Origin of the sequence: Actinocatenispora comari (assembly GCF_017312725.1) — a bacterium.
Classification (GTDB): domain Bacteria; phylum Actinomycetota; class Actinomycetes; order Mycobacteriales; family Micromonosporaceae; genus Actinocatenispora; species Actinocatenispora comari.
This window is the reverse complement of sequence record NZ_BOPO01000124.1, coordinates 41,915-58,476: the sequence shown is the minus strand read 5'-3', so window position 1 is coordinate 58,476 and position 16,562 is coordinate 41,915. Positions and strand designations below refer to the sequence as shown.

General features: G+C 71.9%; 12 protein-coding genes. 5 read left to right on the top strand and 7 right to left on the bottom strand.

The features are described 5' to 3' along the window. Positions 1 to 77 precede the first annotated feature (77 nt). A complete protein-coding gene (locus tag NUM_RS29535; protein ID WP_207128196.1) occupies positions 78 to 1,169 on the top strand; it encodes an ABC transporter ATP-binding protein in 1,092 nt (363 codons plus the stop codon). Between the two features lie 258 nt (positions 1,170 to 1,427). Here the strand turns inward: NUM_RS29535 and NUM_RS29530 are convergent, their stop codons facing one another. From NUM_RS29530 to cysS, 3 genes are all read right to left on the bottom strand, one after another. Beyond that, the gene (locus NUM_RS29530) at positions 1,428 to 4,223 is read right to left on the bottom strand and encodes an Hsp70 family protein (protein WP_207128195.1); all 2,796 of its coding nucleotides are present in this window, start codon (positions 4,221 to 4,223) and stop codon (positions 1,428 to 1,430) included. A gap of 231 nt (positions 4,224 to 4,454) precedes the next feature. Then, positions 4,455 to 5,513 carry a 23S rRNA (guanosine(2251)-2'-O)-methyltransferase RlmB gene (rlmB, locus tag NUM_RS29525; RefSeq protein ID WP_207128194.1) on the bottom strand — a complete coding sequence of 353 codons (1,059 nt, stop codon included), beginning with the start codon at positions 5,511 to 5,513 and terminating at the stop codon, positions 4,455 to 4,457. Next, positions 5,513 to 6,925 carry a cysteine--tRNA ligase gene (gene cysS, locus NUM_RS29520; protein ID WP_207128193.1) on the bottom strand — a complete coding sequence of 471 codons (1,413 nt, stop codon included), beginning with the start codon at positions 6,923 to 6,925 and terminating at the stop codon, positions 5,513 to 5,515. Before cysS ends, rlmB begins: the two co-directional genes overlap by 1 nt. A 153-nt stretch (positions 6,926 to 7,078) precedes the next feature. Between cysS and NUM_RS29515 the strand changes: the two genes are divergently transcribed. Continuing rightward, the gene (locus tag NUM_RS29515; RefSeq protein ID WP_225918931.1) at positions 7,079 to 7,717 is read left to right on the top strand and encodes an IclR family transcriptional regulator; all 639 of its coding nucleotides are present in this window, start codon (positions 7,079 to 7,081) and stop codon (positions 7,715 to 7,717) included. Between the two features lie 633 nt (positions 7,718 to 8,350). On the opposite strand, the gene NUM_RS29510 is transcribed toward NUM_RS29515, so the two are convergent. Further along, on the bottom strand, positions 8,351 to 9,325 hold the full coding sequence (locus NUM_RS29510; protein WP_207122418.1) for an NAD(P)H-quinone oxidoreductase: 975 nt from the start codon (positions 9,323 to 9,325) through the stop codon (positions 8,351 to 8,353). Positions 9,326 to 9,585: 260 nt separating this feature from the next. On the opposite strand from NUM_RS29510, the gene NUM_RS29505 reads away from it, so the two are divergent. Further along, positions 9,586 to 10,242, top strand: coding sequence for a spermidine synthase family protein (locus tag NUM_RS29505; protein WP_207122417.1), 657 nt, complete (start codon positions 9,586 to 9,588; stop codon positions 10,240 to 10,242). Between the two features lie 150 nt (positions 10,243 to 10,392). Further along, a complete protein-coding gene (gene proP, locus NUM_RS29500; RefSeq protein ID WP_207122416.1) occupies positions 10,393 to 11,835 on the top strand; it encodes a glycine betaine/L-proline transporter ProP in 1,443 nt (480 codons plus the stop codon). A gap of 29 nt (positions 11,836 to 11,864) precedes the next feature. On the opposite strand, the gene efeB is transcribed toward proP, so the two are convergent. From efeB to efeU, 3 genes are read right to left on the bottom strand one after another with little or no spacing between them, the layout of a single operon-like run. Next, positions 11,865 to 13,115, bottom strand: a complete 1,251-nt coding sequence (efeB, locus tag NUM_RS29495) for an iron uptake transporter deferrochelatase/peroxidase subunit (protein ID WP_207122415.1) — start codon at positions 13,113 to 13,115, stop codon at positions 11,865 to 11,867. A gap of 35 nt (positions 13,116 to 13,150) precedes the next feature. Further along, entirely contained in the window at positions 13,151 to 14,311 is a 1,161-nt protein-coding gene (gene efeO / locus NUM_RS29490; RefSeq protein ID WP_207122414.1) for an iron uptake system protein EfeO, read from the bottom strand. Between the two features lie 43 nt (positions 14,312 to 14,354). Beyond that, the gene (gene efeU, locus NUM_RS29485; protein ID WP_207122413.1) at positions 14,355 to 15,215 is read right to left on the bottom strand and encodes an iron uptake transporter permease EfeU; all 861 of its coding nucleotides are present in this window, start codon (positions 15,213 to 15,215) and stop codon (positions 14,355 to 14,357) included. A 224-nt stretch (positions 15,216 to 15,439) separates the two neighbouring features. Here efeU and NUM_RS29480 point away from each other — a divergent pair, with 224 nt between their 5' ends. Beyond that, complete coding sequence (locus NUM_RS29480; RefSeq protein ID WP_207122412.1) at positions 15,440 to 16,432, top strand: asparaginase; 993 nt, start codon at positions 15,440 to 15,442, stop codon at positions 16,430 to 16,432. Positions 16,433 to 16,562 lie beyond the last annotated feature (130 nt).

Here is a 16,562-nt window from a genome sequence, read left to right as displayed (position 1 = left end):
ACCGCCTTCGGCGCGGCTGTGCGGTCTTTCACTCGGATCGTCCGGCACGTACCTGCCGGTGAAAGGACGCCATCACCATGGCAACTGTCACCTACGACGCCGCTTCCCGGATCTACCCGGGCACCACGAAGCCGGCCGTCGACTCGCTCAACCTGGAGATCGAGGACGGCGAGTTCCTCGTTCTCGTCGGCCCGTCCGGCTGCGGCAAGTCCACCTCGCTGCGGATGCTCGCCGGCCTGGAGGACGTCGACCGCGGCGCCATCCTGATCGACGGCAAGGACGTCTCCAACCTTCCCCCCAAGGCGCGCGACATCGCCATGGTGTTCCAGAACTACGCGCTGTACCCGCACATGACGGTCTTCGACAACATGGCCTTCGCGCTGAAGCTGCGCAAGACGCCGAAGCCGGAGATCGAGCGCCGGGTCAAGGAGGCCGCGGCCCTGCTGAACCTGCAGGAATACCTGGACCGCAAGCCGAAGGCGCTGTCCGGTGGTCAGCGGCAGCGGGTCGCGATGGGCCGCGCGATCGTGCGTGAGCCGCAGGTGTTCCTGATGGACGAGCCGCTGTCGAACCTGGACGCGAAGCTGCGCGTGCAGACCCGTTCGCAGATCGCCGCGCTGCAGGCGCGCCTCGGCACCACCACCGTGTACGTGACGCACGACCAGACCGAGGCCATGACGATGGGCCACCGCGTCGCCGTGCTCAAGGACGGTCTGCTGCAGCAGGTCGACACCCCGCGGGTGCTGTACGACAAGCCGAAGAACGTGTTCGTGGCCGGCTTCATCGGTTCGCCCGCGATGAACATCAAGACCGTCAAGCTCGGCGACGCCGGCGCGCACCTGGGTGGCTTGCAGGTACCGCTGAGCCGCGAGGCGGTCGCCGCGGCCGGCGAGGGCGCCGACGGCAAGGTGACCGTGGGCTTCCGGCCGGAGGACGTGCAGCTGGTCGGCCAGGGTGACGGCGGCCTGTCGATGACCGTCGACCTGGTCGAGGAGCTCGGCTCGGACGCGTACGTCTACGGTCGCGCCGACCTGGACGGCACCGAGGAGCAGTTCGTCATCCGTACCGAGGGGCGGAACACGCCGAACATGGGCGACACCGTCTACCTCAAGCCGCAGAGCACGCCGCACATCTTCAACGCGTCGACCGGCGACCGCGTCGAGGTCTGACCCACCGCGTTCGAGCCTTGCGGGGCATCGGCCTTCGGGCCGGTGCCCCGCTCGCGTGTCCGCTCCCGGAAGCGGCGGGGACAGCGACAAGGGAGGCACCGGCGGGTGCCGGTGCCTCCCTTGCTGTTCCTACTCTCTGCTGTCGCGGTACCGGCATGCGCACGGACGGCGACCGTGCCACCCGGTACCAGCGGGAAGTGCCTGGGTGCCCTCATTGTGTGCCGCTCGACGGCGCCGCCGGGGGCGATTCGCGCAAGCTCAGCTCCGGAAACGCCAGAACTCGAACTTGCCGTCGCCCGAACAGGCGAGGTATGCGTCGCTGAACTCGCAGGCGGACAGGTCGACGGCGAGCGGACCGAGCGTGGTGGTGCTGCCCGACTGCACGCCGTAGCCGGTCATCGTCCAGTTCGGATCGGTCTCGTCGGTCTCCACGACGCCGTTGGCGAGCAGCATGGTGGCGTCGTCGACCCGGGCCGCGTCCATCCCGGCCTGGGTGTCCTGCACCGCGCCGTCCTCGTCGTACACGGTGGTGGTGGCCTTGTCGTCGTGCGCGGTGACGACGACCCGGTCGCCCACCCCGATCACGCCGTCGAGGCCCTTGACGTCCTGGTGCCAGGCTTCCTTGCTGCCGTCGTCGAGCTTCAGCGCGACCAGCCGGACACCCTTCTCGGCGGAGCCGTCGCTGCTGTCGCCCCGGTGCTCCTTGATGCACAGCAGCGACTCGCCGCACGGCTGGATCCAGTCGGGGGTGTAGCCGCTACCCGCGTGGTACACCCACTGCTGCTCCAGCTTGTCGAGCGAGTACGCCCGGATCTGGAAGCCGGCCGTCGGGGTCATGTCCATCAGCATGCCGTTGTAGACCAGCCGGGTCGGGCCGGTGGTGACGCCGGTGGTGGTGCCGGAAAGCCGCTGGCTGCTCCCGTCGGCGAGCTCGTCGCCGGTCTTGAGGTCGACGAGCGTGGCGTTGTTGTCGGTGTCGACGAACACCGCGCGGGTGCCCTTCTCGGCGCCGTGCATCGGCCACGAGTCGTCGAACCGGGCCGGCCGGGCCAGGTCGTCGGGCGTGTTCTCGACGTACGCGATGCCGGTGCGGTGCCACTTCTGCTTCCCGTCGGACAGGCCGAGGGCGGTGGTCCGGGAGCCGTCGCTGGGCTGCCGCAGCACCACGCCGGCGGCGACCGACACGCCGAACGCGTCGTCGTTGGCGGCGTCGCTGTGCCAGTTGTGGCCGTCGTCGAGGTTGAGCAGGTAGTACCGACCGGGCGTGTCGCCGTCGGAGTCGTAGCGGATCGCGATGCCGCCACCGTCGTACACCTGCATGCCCCAGTCCGTGTCCCAGTCGGCGCCGCCGGAGTCGATCCGCTTCGTCCACTTCGCCGTGGGTGACTTGTCGCCGAGCGGGATCGCCCGCACGATCGCCGTCCCGGAGCTGCTGTAGGAGTCGCCCGAGTCGATCTCCATCGTGTATGCGGTGTCCCCGACGACCTGCACCCACGTCTTGTCGTCGGCGTGGGCGTACTTCATCGACCCGATCGAATCGAGCTTCTCGAAGCCGCGCTCCTGGTACGGGTTGCGGAGCAGGAGGTAGCCGCCGATGACGAGTAGTAGCACGACGGCCGCGGCGGCGGGCACGATGATCTTGGGCCGCCTGTACCAGGTGGGCTGCCCCGGCGGTGGGACCGGGATCGGCGAGTGCGGCTGGTTGCCGTACTGCGCCTGCGGGTAACCGCCCGGCCCGCCCGGCGGCGGGCCGCCCGGCAGGTACGGCCCGGGCGGCGGCCCACCGAGCACCGGACCCGGCGACATCGGCGCGCCCGACGGCTGTCCCGGGGCACCGGAGGCCAAGCCCGGCTGTCCCGGCGCACCCGAGACGGGGCCGGCCTGGCCGGGCATCGCGCTGACCGGCATGCCGCCCGCGGGACTCGCCGGCATCGCCGACATCGGGTACGGCATGGACTCGGTCGGCGCGTCCACCGGCACCAGCTCGGCCAGTGCGCCCTCGGCAACCGGGAGCTCCGGCTGCTCCAGCACGGTCGGCGCGATGCCGAGCTTGGCGTGCAGCAGCCGGGCCACCATCGGCACCCGGCTCGACCCGCCGACCAGGAACAGCCCGGAAAGCTGGTCGGGGCGCAGCCCCGCCTGGCCGATCGTGGCCTCGGTCGCGGCGACCGCGCGGTCCAGCAGCGGCGTGGCCAGCCGCTCCAGCTCGTCGCGGGTCAGGTGGATCGCCGCCTCCGCCCCCGGCACGGGCACCGGCGCGTTCGCCGATCGGGACAGCATCTCCTTCGCGCCGCCCACGTCCGCCCAGAACAACCGCCGGTACCGCCGGTCGGCGGTCGAGGTGGGCTGCGACAGGTGCTGCCAGATCTGCGGGTACCGCTGGCCGATCTGATCACCGACGTGCGTCACCAGCGCCTCGTCCAGATCCAGCCCGCCGAGCCGCTCGTCGCCGCCCGAGCCGATCACCGCGAACCCGTCGCCCTCGTTGCGCACCACCGCCACGTCCAGGGTGCCGCCGCCGAAGTCGAACACCGCCAGCGCCGAGCCGACCGGCACCGGCCGGCGCATCACCTGCGCGAAGTAGCGGGCCGCGGCGATCGGCTCCGGCACCAGCTTCACCGGCGGCCAGCCCGCCTGCCGTACGGCTTCCAGCAGCACCCCCCGCCGGGTCGGCCCCCACGCCGCCGGGTGCGTCAACGCCGCGGGCGGCAGGAACCCGACCGCCTCGACCGCCTTGGCCGCGATCTCCTTCAACAGCGCGGCGAGCAGCGCCACCACCGGAAGCTCGCGGTCGCCCAGCAACACCGAACGCTCGTCGATCCGCCGCTTCGGGTTCGGCTCACACCGCGCCGGGTCCAGCTGCGCCATCCGCTGCGCGTCCCGGCCCACGTGAACGTGCCCGGACTCGTCCACGAACACCGTCGACGGCAGGATCGGCTGCCCGTCGAACAGCAGCGGGCGGGTCCGGCCGTCCGGCGAACGCACCACCGCGACCGTGTTCGACGTACCGAGATCAACCCCGATCGCGAAGCCCGGCTGGAGCGGCGTGGTCACGGCGGATCCCTCCGATCATCGACGGGGTCGCCGCCTGGGCACGGCGACCGGACCCGATCGTACGAACGCTGCCCAAGCGCGGATGCCGGGTCACCGCCGACGACCGCAGCGTGCCGAACTGGTCACCCAGCGCGGTCGGACGACCGACGCGGCCGACGTCCGGGGAGGCGGCGCGATCACCCGGCTGCGGCCGAGCCCGCGCGCTCGGCGACCGCGAGCCGCAGGTTCCGGTCAGGTACTGCGGATGCGGGCGATCTCAGCGAGCGCGACCGCCATCGCGACCGATGCGTTGAGCGACTCGACCTCGGAGGCGATCGGGATCGACACCCGCAGGTCACAGGTCTCGCCCACCAGCCGGGACAGCCCGCGCCCCTCGGAGCCGGCCACCACCACGATCGGGTCGACCGACGCCTCCAGCTGGTACAGCGGGACGTCGCCGTCGGCGGCCAGCCCGGCCACCACGAACCCGGCCTGCTGGCACTGCTTGAGCGCCCGGGTCAGGTTGGTGACCTGGGCGACCGGCAGCCGGGCCGCGGCACCCGCGGAGGTGCGCCACGCGGTCGCGGTCATCCCGGCCGCCCGCCGGGCCGGCAGGAACACGCCCTGCGCGCCGAACGCCGCGGCGGACCGGATCACCGCACCCAGGTTGCGCGGGTCGGTCACCCCGTCCAGCGCCACCAGCAGCGGCGCCGGCGTCTCGCCGGACGCGGCCAGCATGTCCTCGAACGACTCGTACTCGTACGACGGGACCTGGATGCCGATGCCCTGGTGCAGCACGCCCCCGGTGAGCCGGTCGAGCTCGGCCCGGGACACCTCCATGATCGCGATGCCCCGGTCGCCGGCGGTACGCACCGCCTCGGTGGTCCGGGCGTCCAGCTCGATGCCCTGCGCCACGTACAGCGCGGTCACCGGCACGTGCGCGCGCAGCGCCTCGACCACCGGGTTGCGCCCGACGAGCAGCTCCGGCGCGTCCTTCGGCGTGGCGCTGCGCCGGCCCGGGGACACCCGTGGGCCACGCCGGGTGGCCGGCGAGGCGTCGCGCCGGCCACCGGCCTTCGGCGCGCGCCCCTCGGCGGCTGCCTTCCGGCGTTCCTTCTCCTGCTTCCACTTGGTCCGCTTCGGCAGTTCCTCGTTCTCGCCGGGCCGGTACTGCTTGTGCCACGGCCGCTCGTCCGCGGGCAGGGTCCGGCCCTTGCCGGCGAGCGAGTGCTTGTGGTGGCCGCCGGAGCCGGTCGAGCTCCCCTTCTTCGACGAGGTACGACGATTGCGGCGCTGCGAGTTGCCGGGCATCAGGGTCCGTCCGTTGCGTTGGCCGCGAGTGTCCACCGTGGACCGTGCGGGGTGTCTTCGATCAGTACGCCGGCCTGTTTGAGCTGGTCACGCACGGCGTCGGCGGCCGGCCAGTCGCGCCGCGCGCGGGCCGCCTCGCGCTGTTGCAGGGCGAGCGCGACGAGCGAGTCGACGGTGTCGGCGAGGCCGCTGCGGGCGGCCGGGGTGTCGGTCAGCGGGTCGAGACCGAGGACGCCGAGCATCGTCAGCACCTCGCCGAGCGCCTGCCGGACCGCCTCGTCGTCGCCGGCCGCGAGTGCGGTGTTGCCGGCCCGCACCGTCTCGTGCACCAGCGCGAACGCCTGCGGCGTGTTCAGGTCGTCGTCCATCACCAGCTCGAACCCGGCCGGCACCACGCCGTCGGTCTCGACCACGCCGACGCGCTCGACGGCCCGCTGCACGAACCCCTCGATCCGTCGGTACGCGGCGGCGGCCTCGTCCAGCGCGGCCTCCGAGTAGTCGATGACCGAGCGGTAGTGCGGCGCGGAGAGGTAGTAGCGCACCTCCGCCGGGCGCAGCCCGCGCGCAGCCAGCGAGGGCAGGTCGACCACGTTGCCGAGCGACTTGCTCATCTTCTCGCCGCCGAGGTTGAGCGGCCCGTTGTGCACCCAGTACCGGGCGAAGCCGAAACCGGCCGCGCGGGACTGGGCGATCTCGTTCTCGTGGTGCGGGAACCGGATGTCCAGCCCGCCGCCGTGGATGTCGAATTCCTCGCCCAGGTAGCGCCAGGTCATCGCGGAGCACTCGATGTGCCAGCCGGGCCGGCCGCGGCCCCACGGGGACGGCCAGTACGCATCCGCCGGCTCGGTCGGCTTGACGCCCTTCCACAGCGCGAAGTCGAGCGGGCTGCGCTTGCCGGGCGCCGTCTCCTCGCCGGAGCGCATCTCGTCCGGCCGCTGCCCGGACAGCGCACCGTAGTCGGCATACGACGAGACGTCGAAGTAGACCTCGCCGGTGTCGGTGGCGTACGCGTGGTCGCGGTCGATCAGCCGCTGGATCAGCGCCTGGATCTCCGGGATGTGCCCGGTGGCGCGCGGCTCGTAGGTGGGCAGCCGCACCCCGACCGCGTCGTACGCGTCGTCGAGCAGCCGCTCGTTGCGGTACGCGATCGACCAGTACGGCACCGCCTCGGCCACGGCGCGGGCCAGCACCTTGTCGTCGATGTCGGTGATGTTCCGAATGAACCGGACCTCCAGCCCGCGGTACTCCAGCCAGCGGCGCAGCACGTCGTAGTTGACCCCGGAGCGCAGGTGACCGATGTGCGGCGGGCTCTGCACGGTGACACCACACAGGTAGATCCCGACCTTGCCGGCTTCCCGCGGGACGAAGTCCCGCACCGAACGGGTCGCGGTGTCGTACAGCTGCAGGCTCACCCTGAAAGCGTAACGGCCCGCCCACGCTCTCCGAAGCCCGCGCCACCCCCACCCGGTCGATCATGGCGTGACACACGGAGAAAGCGCTTACCCGCAGAGACCACATCAAGATCAACGAAGGGTGGCAGGGGTTACGGCCGGTAGGGTCTGGCTGTGGAGAGGGCGACCGAGACCGCGCAGACGCTCGATCGTGGGTTGCGGCTGCTCACCCTCGTCGCCGAACATCCCGGCGGCGTCTCGATCAGCGCCGCCGCGCAGCACCTGTCCGTCGGCCGTACCGTCGTCTACCGGCTGGCCGCCACCCTCGCCGCGCACGGCCTGCTGCACCACGACCCCGGCGGGCCGCTGCGGCTCGGCATCGGCGTACTCGCGCTCGCCCGGCGGGCACAGCCGCTGCTCGCCGAGGCGGCGTCGCCGATCCTGCGGGCCCTCGCCGAGGACCTCGGCGCCACCGCGCACCTCACCGTCGAGGACGGCGGCGAAGCGCTCGCCCTGCTGGTCGTCGAACCGTCCTGGACCGCGCTGCACGTCGCGTACCGCACCGGGTCCCGGCACCCGCTGTCCGCCGCCGCCGGTGGCCAGGCCATCCTCGCCGGCCGCCGCGGTGAACGCGGCTGGACCAGTTCGGCCGGCGGCTTCCAGTCCGGCGCCTACGGCGTCGCCGCCCCGATCCTCGGCATCGACGGCCTCGAGGCCAGCGTCGGCGTCGTCGCCCTCGGCACCCTCGACGACACCACCACCGGCCCCCGCGTCCTCGCCGCCGCCACCGCCCTGGCCACCTCTATGCGCTGAGGTGCTGCCCGAAGCGCTCGTGTCGCGGCGGCGTTCGCTGTTGCTGGCGGTGTAAAGGCCACCTCTGTTCGCCTCTTTCACCCCCCGTGGGGGAACGTGGGGAGCGGGCTTCGCCCCTCCCCACACCCCTCCCCATCAAGGGGGCAGTCGCCCCCTTGACATCCCCTGCCCGGGAATCAGTGTTCAGGCAGGACACCGCCTGGCTCGCTTCGGAACGACGGGGCCCGGTGCGGCCTGCCCATCGACGCCCAGCCCGCCACGACACCAACCCAACCCCGCCCGCAACACGACACGACACGAAGCGAAGCGGGCGTGGCCGTGATGGGTAGGCCGAGCCGGTGCCCGTTCTTCTTCGACGCCTGCTCAGCGTCGATGGGCAGCATCACCGGGGGCTGGGCGGGGATGGCCAAGGGGGCGGCCCCCTTGGCGGGGAAGGAGCGCGAGGAGGGGGCGAAGCCCTCTCCTCGCATTCCCCCACGCGGGTCAAAGCGATGAGCAGAGGTGGTCTTTACACCGCCGCTTGGGGCGCACCTCAGCGGACAGAGGTGGCCTTTGCACCGTCGGCAACGAGCGCATCCCGCGGTGACACGAGCGCTTCGGGAGCACCTCAGCGCGCAGAGGTGCCGCGGTGCGTCAGCGGGTGAGGAGGAGTTTGCCGAGGTGGGAGTTGGACTCCATGACTCGGTGGGCTTCGGCGGCGTCCGGGAGCGGGAACGTGTCGGCGATGACGGGGCGGATCGCGCCGGCCGTGACGAGCGGCCAGACGTGGGTGCGCACCTCGCCGACGATGGCGGCCTTCTCCGGCAGCGGCCGGGCACGCAATCCGGTGACGGTGAGCGAGGCGTTGCGGGCCATCAGCAGGCCGAGGTCGAGCTCGGCGGTACGGCCGCCCTGGAAACCGATGACGACCAGCCGGCCGTTGCGGGCCAGCGCGGTGACGTTGCGGGTCAGGTACTTGGCACCGATGTGGTCCAGGATGACGTCGGCGCCGCGGCCGCCGGTGGCGTCGGCGAGCGCCGCGACGAAGTCGGTGGTGGTGTAGTCGAAGACCTCTTCGACGCCGAGGGCGCGCAACGCCTCGTGCTTGACCGTCCGGGCGGTCGCGTACGGGACGGCGCCGAGGGCGCGGGCGAGCTGGATGGCGAAGGTACCGATGCCGCTGCCGCCGCCGTGCACGAGCAGCGTCTCGTCGGCGCTCAGGCGGCCGACCTGGACCAGGTTGGACCAGACGGTACAGGCGATCTCGGGTAGCCCGGCCGCGTCCCGCAGCGAGACCCCGGCGGGGACAGGCAGCACCGTGTCGGCGGAGACCGCGACACGCTCGGCGTACCCGCCGCCGGGCAGCAGCGCGCACACCTCGTCGCCGAGCTGCCAGTCGGTCACGTCCGCGCCGACGGCGAAGATCCGGCCGGAGCACTCCAGGCCGAGATAGTCGGGCGCGCCGGGCGGCGGCGGGTAGAGCCCGCGCCGCTGCTGGACGTCGGCGCGGTTGACACCGGCCGCGACCACCTCGATGACGACCTCACCGGGCCCGGGAGCCGAGTCCGGCACCTCGGCCCACTCGAACACCTCGGGGCCACCGTCCGCGTTCCTGATCACCGCATGCACGTCGCCACCGTACCGCCGGGGGCCGGTCGTTTCGCGTCGACCGGGTCCGCGCCGCGTTGTCCACAGGGGTACCCGTCGTCCACAGATTTCCCGCGACCCGCGCCGGCCCCCACTCACCCCGATAGGCTGGTCAGCGGGGAGCCCCCGGTGAGGGTGGGGGCTGCCATAGCGCTACAGGTGATCCGGCCTTCCCGCATCCGGCCGGAGGCGGCCGGCACCGAGCGGCACGCGGCCGCCGTCGGCACCTAGGCTCGACGTCCGTGGAGACCATCGAACGTCGGGACACGCCGCGCGGCGAGCTGGTGTTGCGCCGTGACGAGCAGACCGACCGGTACGAGATCATCAGCAACGGCACGTTTCTGATGGACACGTCGGACGGTCGGTCCGAGCGGCTGCTGGTGACGGAAGCGTTGGCGGCGGTGGACGGGCCGCGCCGGCTGCTGATCGGCGGGCTGGGGGTCGGGTTCTCGTTGGCGCAGGCGGTGGCCGACGGGCGGTTGACGGAGATCACCGTGCTGGAGCGGGAGCCGGTGGTGTTGGAGTGGCAGCACGCGCACCTGTCCCGGTTCTCCGACGGCGCGTTGGCCGACCCGCGTGTCACGGTGCTGGTCGACGATCTGGTGCGGTGGCTGCACGCCGATGCGCCGGCCGGCCGGTACGACGCGATCTGCCTCGACATCGATAACGGTCCACAGTGGACGGTGGTGCCGGGCAACGCCGAGCTGTACGACGTCGCCGGCCTCACCGCGGTACGGTCGGCGCTCGCGCCCGGTGGCGCCCTTGCCGTGTGGAGCGCCGCCGCCGTGCCGGCGTTCGAGGCGACGCTCGGCGAGCTGTTCTTCGACGTACGGGTGTTGCCGGTCGAGGTGGCCCGCGGCGAACCGGACGTCGTCTACCTCGCCCGCCGCGCCACCTGACCGCGCCGTTTCGGCCCGGCCGGGTGTGACGAACCCGGCTGTCCGGTTCGCCGCGAACGGTGAACGTCGGACGGTTGATCGGCCCGGGACCGGGTAGTTCGGCCAGCGGACCGGTAGCGGTCCGCCGCCGAGCGAGCCGGGAGGGGCGCCATGGCACGGTCCGAACGCGCCGCGCGGCGGCTCGGCCCGCGCCGCCGTACCGACCGTGGCCGCCGGAAGCTCACCGTCGACGACGTGACCGTGGTCAACCCGGACACGCTGCGTCGGGCGGTCGCCGCGGCGGCCATCGGCAACACGATGGAATGGTTCGACTTCGGCGTCTACAGCTACCTCGCGGTGACGTTGGGGAAGGTGTTCTTCCCGAGCGGGAATCCGGCGGCGCAGCTGATCTCGACGTTCGCCACCTTCACCGCGGCGTTCCTGGTCCGGCCGATCGGCGGGTTGTTCTTCGGCCCGCTCGGTGACCGGATCGGCCGCAAACGGGTCCTCGCGACCACGATGATCACGATGGCCGCCGGCACGTTCAGCATCGCGTTCATCCCCTCCTACGCGACGATCGGGCTGTTCGCGCCGGCGTTGCTGCTGGTGGCGCGGCTGGTACAGGGGTTCTCGACGGGCGGCGAGTACGGCGGGGCGACCACGTTCATCGCCGAGTACTCGCCGGACCGTCGTCGCGGGTTCATGGGCAGCTGGCTGGAGTTCGGCACCCTCACCGGCTACTCGATGGGTGCCGGCCTGGTCACCGTGCTCACCGCCGTACTGTCCGAGCACACGCTGCTGACCTGGGGTTGGCGGCTGCCGTTCCTGGTGGCTGGGCCGCTCGGCCTGATCGGCCTGTACCTGCGGCTGCGGCTGGAGGAGACCCCGGCGTACGAGAAGATCACCGCGGACAAGAAGCAGAGCGACGAGCAGAAACCGAAGCGGCACGAGTACCGGGAGATCCTCGTCGGCGAGTGGCGCGCGATGCTGCTGTGCCTCGGGCTGGTGCTCGTCTTCAACGTCACCGACTACATGCTGCTGTCGTACCTGCCGAGCTACCTGCACGCGGCGCTCGGCTTCGGCGAGACGCCGGGCCTGCTGATCGTGTTGGTGTGCATGGTGATCATGATGGCGGTGATCACCTTCGCCGGCCGGATCTCCGACCACCTCGGCCGGCGGCCGGTGTTGATGGCCGGCTGCATCGGCTTCTTCGTACTGTCGGTGCCGGCATTCCTGCTCATGCAGCTCGCGACGGTCGCGACGATCTTCGCCGGCGTGCTGGTGCTGTGCCTGTTGCTGGTCTGCTTCACCTCGACGATGCCGGCGGCGCTGCCGGCACTGTTCCCGACGAAGGTGCGCTACGGCGCGATGTCGATCGGGTTCAACGTGTCGGTATCGCTGTTCGGCGGGACCACCCCGCTGGTCAACGAGGCGCTGATCAGCGCCACCGGCAGCACCATGGTGCCGGCCTTCTACCTGATGGCGGCCGCGGTGATCGGCGGTGTCGCGGTGTTCTTCATGCGCGAGACGGCCCGCCGCCCGCTCCGCGGTTCGCCGCCGGCGGTCGGTTCCCGCCGCGAGGCCCAGGAACTGGTCGCCGCTCAACGCCCCTGACGGCACCAGCGGCCCGACGACGCCCGGGGTCAGTCGGCCAGCAGGGCCTGGCCCCAGTACTCGTGGTCGGCGACACCGGGTGGGCAGGCGTACAGGCCGGAGCCGACGTGCGTGATGTACTCGTTCAGCGCGTCGTGCGCGCTCAACTTCCGTTGCAGCGCAACGAACTGCGACCGCGGGTCGCGCTGGTAGCAGAGGAAGAACAGGCCCGCGTCGAGCTCGCCGGAGGCGGCGATCATCCCGTCGGTGTAGTTGTACGCGCGGCGCAGGATCTGCACGCCACCGTTGTTCTCCCGGGCGGCCAGCCGCATGTGCGCGCCGACCGGGATCGTCGGCGAGCCGTCCGGGTTCTTCGCCGCGAAGTTCGGTTTGTCGAACTCGCTGCCCCCGGTCAGCGGCGCCCCGGTGTACTTGTGCCGGCCGAACACGTTCTGCTGGTCGGTCAGGAAGTCGCGGTCCCACGCCTCGATCCGCATCCGGATCTTGCGCGCCACCAGGTAGCTGCCGTCCCGCATCCACTTCTGGTCGGTGTCGGACCCGACGAACACCCAGCGGTCCATGGTCTTCGCGTCGTGGATGTTGCGGGTGCCGTCCTTGAACCCGAACAGGTTCCGCGGCGTCTCCTGCTTCGTGCTGGTCGAGGCGGCCCGCCCGAAACCCAGCTGCGACCAGCGCATCACCACGGTGCCGCGGCCCAGCCGGGCCAGGTTGCGGACCGCGTGGAACGCCACCATCGGGTCGTCCGAGCAGGCCTGGATCGCGAGGTCGCCGTTGCTGTTCTGCGCGTCCAGGTTCTCCCCGGCGAACTTCGGCAGGTCGGCGAGTGCCGCCGGCCGCCGGTCCGCCAGCCCGAACCGCTTGTCGAACAGCGACGGGCCGAACCCGATCGTGACGGTCAGGTTCGCCGGCTTGCTGCCGAACGCCTCGCCGGTGTCGGCCGGCGGCGCGGTGCCGAGCTTGTTCTCGCCCGGGACGGGCTTGCCGGCGCACATCGCGCGGGCCGCCGCGGTCCAGGTCTTCAGCAACTCGCGCAACGCTTCCCGGTTCTGCGCCGGGGTCCCGTCGATGGTCAGGTCGTACGCGGCGAACGCCAGCCGGTCCTGCTGGGCGGTGGCGATGCCGGCCTGCCGGTCGCCGCCGAACGCCACCATCGCCGGCGCCGCGGCCGGCTGGTCGGCGTCCGAGCCGCACCCGGTCAGCGTGCCCGCCGCGGTACCGGCCACCGCCGCGGTGCCGAGCGTCAGCAGCCCGCGGCGCGAGGTACGAAGCCGTTCCGCCATCGGCGATCCCTCCTCAGAGCGTCCACTGTGGACGGTCAGCCGGTCACCTTCGCGGCGACCTGGGACAGCGGCTCGGCGAGCGCGTCCACCTGCTGCGTCAGGGTACGGCGCTGCGCCTGCGTCACCGTCGAGTAGTCCACGTACTTCGTCCCGGCGTAGTCGCCCGCGAACGGCTTCAGCGAGTCGAAGACCTGCGCGTACGCCGAGTCGACCTTCTTCGCCAGGGCCGGGTCGATCTTGTCCAGCGCCGGCTTGAGCAGCTGGAACGCCTTCTGCCCGCCGGTCAGGTTCGCCTCGAAGTCGGTCAGGTCGGTGTGCGAGTACCGGTCCTCCTCGCCGGTGATCTTGCTGGACGCCACCTCGTTGAGCAGTTCGGTGGCGCCGTTGGCGAGCTGCGCCGGCTGGTACTTCGCGGTCGCCACCAGTTTCTTCAGCTTGGCGACGTCGGCGTCCAGCTTGTCCGCGACCGGCTTCATGCCCTTGGCCGACTTGTCCTGCCAGAGCGCCTTCTCGATCCGGTGGAACCCGGTCCACTTGCTCGGGTCGGTCACGTCGTTGGCGCGCGCGTCCACGTCCGGGTCGAGGTTGCCGAAGCTCTCCGCGACCGGCTCGACCTCCTCGTAGTAGTACCGCGCCGAGGCGTACAGCTGCTTCGCCTTCTCGACGTCGCCGGCCCGGACCGCGTCGGTGAACTTCCTCGTCGCCGGGATCAGCTTGTCCACCTCGGCGACCACGTAGTCGTGGTACCCGGTCGTCGCCGACGCGAGCGCCTTGCGTACCGCCGGGTCCTGGCTGGCGCCCGCCGCCGTCCCGGTGACCTGGAGGTTCCAGTGCTCGGTCTTCGCGTTCGGGCAGTAGAGCTGGTACTTGCCGGCCTTGAGCTTGAGCGAGAACGTGCCGGACAGGCCCGGCGTCAGGTTCTCCTTCTCGCCGACGATCACCCCGTGCTGCAGCAGCTCGGCCTCGCTGACCTTGCTCGCGTTGGCGTTCTTCACCTCGAACGTGACCGCGCCGGCCTTGATCTTCGCCGGGGACGGCTTGCAGCCGTCGTCGGTCAGCGACACCTTGACCGTCGTCGCGCCCTTCGCGGCGGCGTCGTCGCCACCCTGCTGGCAGCCGGTGGCGAGCAGGCCGACGGCGACCAGCCCGGCCGGTACGCCGACGCTCAGCGCGCGCAGCGATCGGGGTCGAGGCATGACGGGGTACTCCTTGCGATGTCGTGTTCGAGGGGTGTGGTGCTCAGGCGGCGTCGACGGGTGCCGGTGCCGGCTCGGTGGACTTCTTCGCGGCGGGCGCCTTCCGGCGTCGCGGCCAGGCGACGTAGCAGAGCATCGGTACCGCGTACACCAGCCAGCCGATCGCCTCGATCACGGCCGGCCGGGACTGCCAGCCCAGTACGCCGGTGAACAGCGACTCCAGCACGGTGCCGGGGCGTACCAGCCAGGTGAGGTCGACGGCGGTAGCCTGCCCGACGTTGAGCCAGCCGGCCTCGTGCGCGGTGCGCAGCGCGGTCATCACCAGCCCGGCGGCGACCAGTACCAGGACCAGACCGGTGATCTTGAAGAACCGCGCCATGTTGAGCTTCACGCCGCCGCGGTAGATGCCGTACCCGATGGCGACCGCGATCAGGATGCCGAGCACGGCTCCGATCGCGCCGGTCGCGACGCTGCCGGAGTTCTGCAGCACGGAGACGAGGAAGACGGAGGTCTCGAAGCCCTCCCGGAGCACGGCGAGGAACGCCATCGCCACCAGCGCACCGGCGGAGCCGCGGGCCAGCGCGTCCGACGCGGCGCCCTCCAGGTCCCGCTTCATGTACCGGGAGTGCTTGGACATCCACACGATCATGAACGTGACCATCACGACCGCGAACAGCCCGATCACGGTCTCCAGGCCCTCCTGGGCCTGTTGCGGCAGTTCCTGTGACAGGGTGACCAACCCGACACCGATCAGCAGGCAGAGCACCACCGCGGCGGCCACGCCGATCCACATCTGCCGTAGCGCGTCGCGCCGACCGTTGCGGCCGAGGAACGCGGCGATGATGCCGACGATCAGCGCCGCCTCGAGCCCTTCGCGCAGACCGATCACCAGCGTCGGAATCACCGCTGTCGCGCCTCCTTGCGCCGACCTGTGTGGTTCGCCCGTCCGGTATCGACCGGCGGCGATGGCGGGCAGCGCCCGCTCAAACGAGGTCAGGCTAGCCTAACTATCCCGACAGTACAACGTGGGGGCGCTGTGACGGCGCACTCCGTCACCTCCGGCCGCTCGCGACGCGCGCCGCGACGCTGCAAGACTCGTACCCAGGCGGGACGATCTGGGGGGTACGCATGGGCGGGCACGAGCCGGTCGCCGAGGTCTGGCGCGGCGACTTTCTGGAATCCGGGCACCACGGCTCGGTGGTGGCACTCGACGCCGACAACCGGCCGGTACTGACCGTCGGCGCGCCGGACGTCCCGGTCTACCCGCGCTCGTCGAACAAGCCGATCCAGGCCACCGCGATGCTGCGCGCCGGCCTCGACCTGGACGGCGAACTGCTCGCCCTGGCCAGCGCCAGCCACTCCGGCGAGCCGTACCACCTGGACGGGGTGCGGCGCATCCTCGCCGGCGCCGGCCTCACCCCCGACGACCTGCAGAACACCCCCGGGCTACCGCTGTCCACCGAGGCGCTCGCCGCGCACTACGCCGCCGGCCGCGGCCCGGAACGCATCACCATGAACTGCTCCGGCAAGCACGCCGCGATGCTCGCCACCTGCGTCACCGCCGGCTGGCCCATCGAGAACTACCTCGACCCCGGCCACCCGCTGCAGCGCGCCGTCCGCCGCACCCTGGAGGACCTGGCCGGCGAGCCCGTCGCCGCGGTCGGCGTCGACGGCTGCGGCGCGCCGCTGTTCGCGGTGTCGCTGACCGGGCTGGCCCGCGCGTTCGGCCGGATCGCCACCGCACACTCCGGCATCCCGGAGGGCCGGGTCGCCGCCGCCATGCGCGCGCACCCCGAGTACGTCGGCGGGACCGGGCGCGACGTCACCGACCTGATGCGCCTCGTCCCCGGGCTGATCGCCAAGGACGGCGCCGAAGGCGTCTACGCCGCCGCGCTGCCGGACGGCCGCGCCGCCGCCCTCAAGATCGCCGACGGCTCCGGCCGCGCCCGCCCGCCGGTACTGGTCGCGGCGCTGCGCGCGCTCGGCGCCGACCTCACCGCCGTGGACGCCCTGCCCGTGGACGGCTCGCTCGCGACCCCGCCGGTACTGGGGCATGGGGCACCGGTCGGCGAGATCCGCCCCACCGCCGCCCTCGCACCGCACAGCATCGCCCGGCCCTGACCGCAGAAACGGCCCGCACGGCGGCACGGGCAGCACGGGCAGCACGGCCCGCACGGCGGCGCCGCCCGCACGGCAGGACGGTCGCGGTCTCGTTTCCGCTGGCGTGCGCCCGTTTTTGACCCGGTCGGTA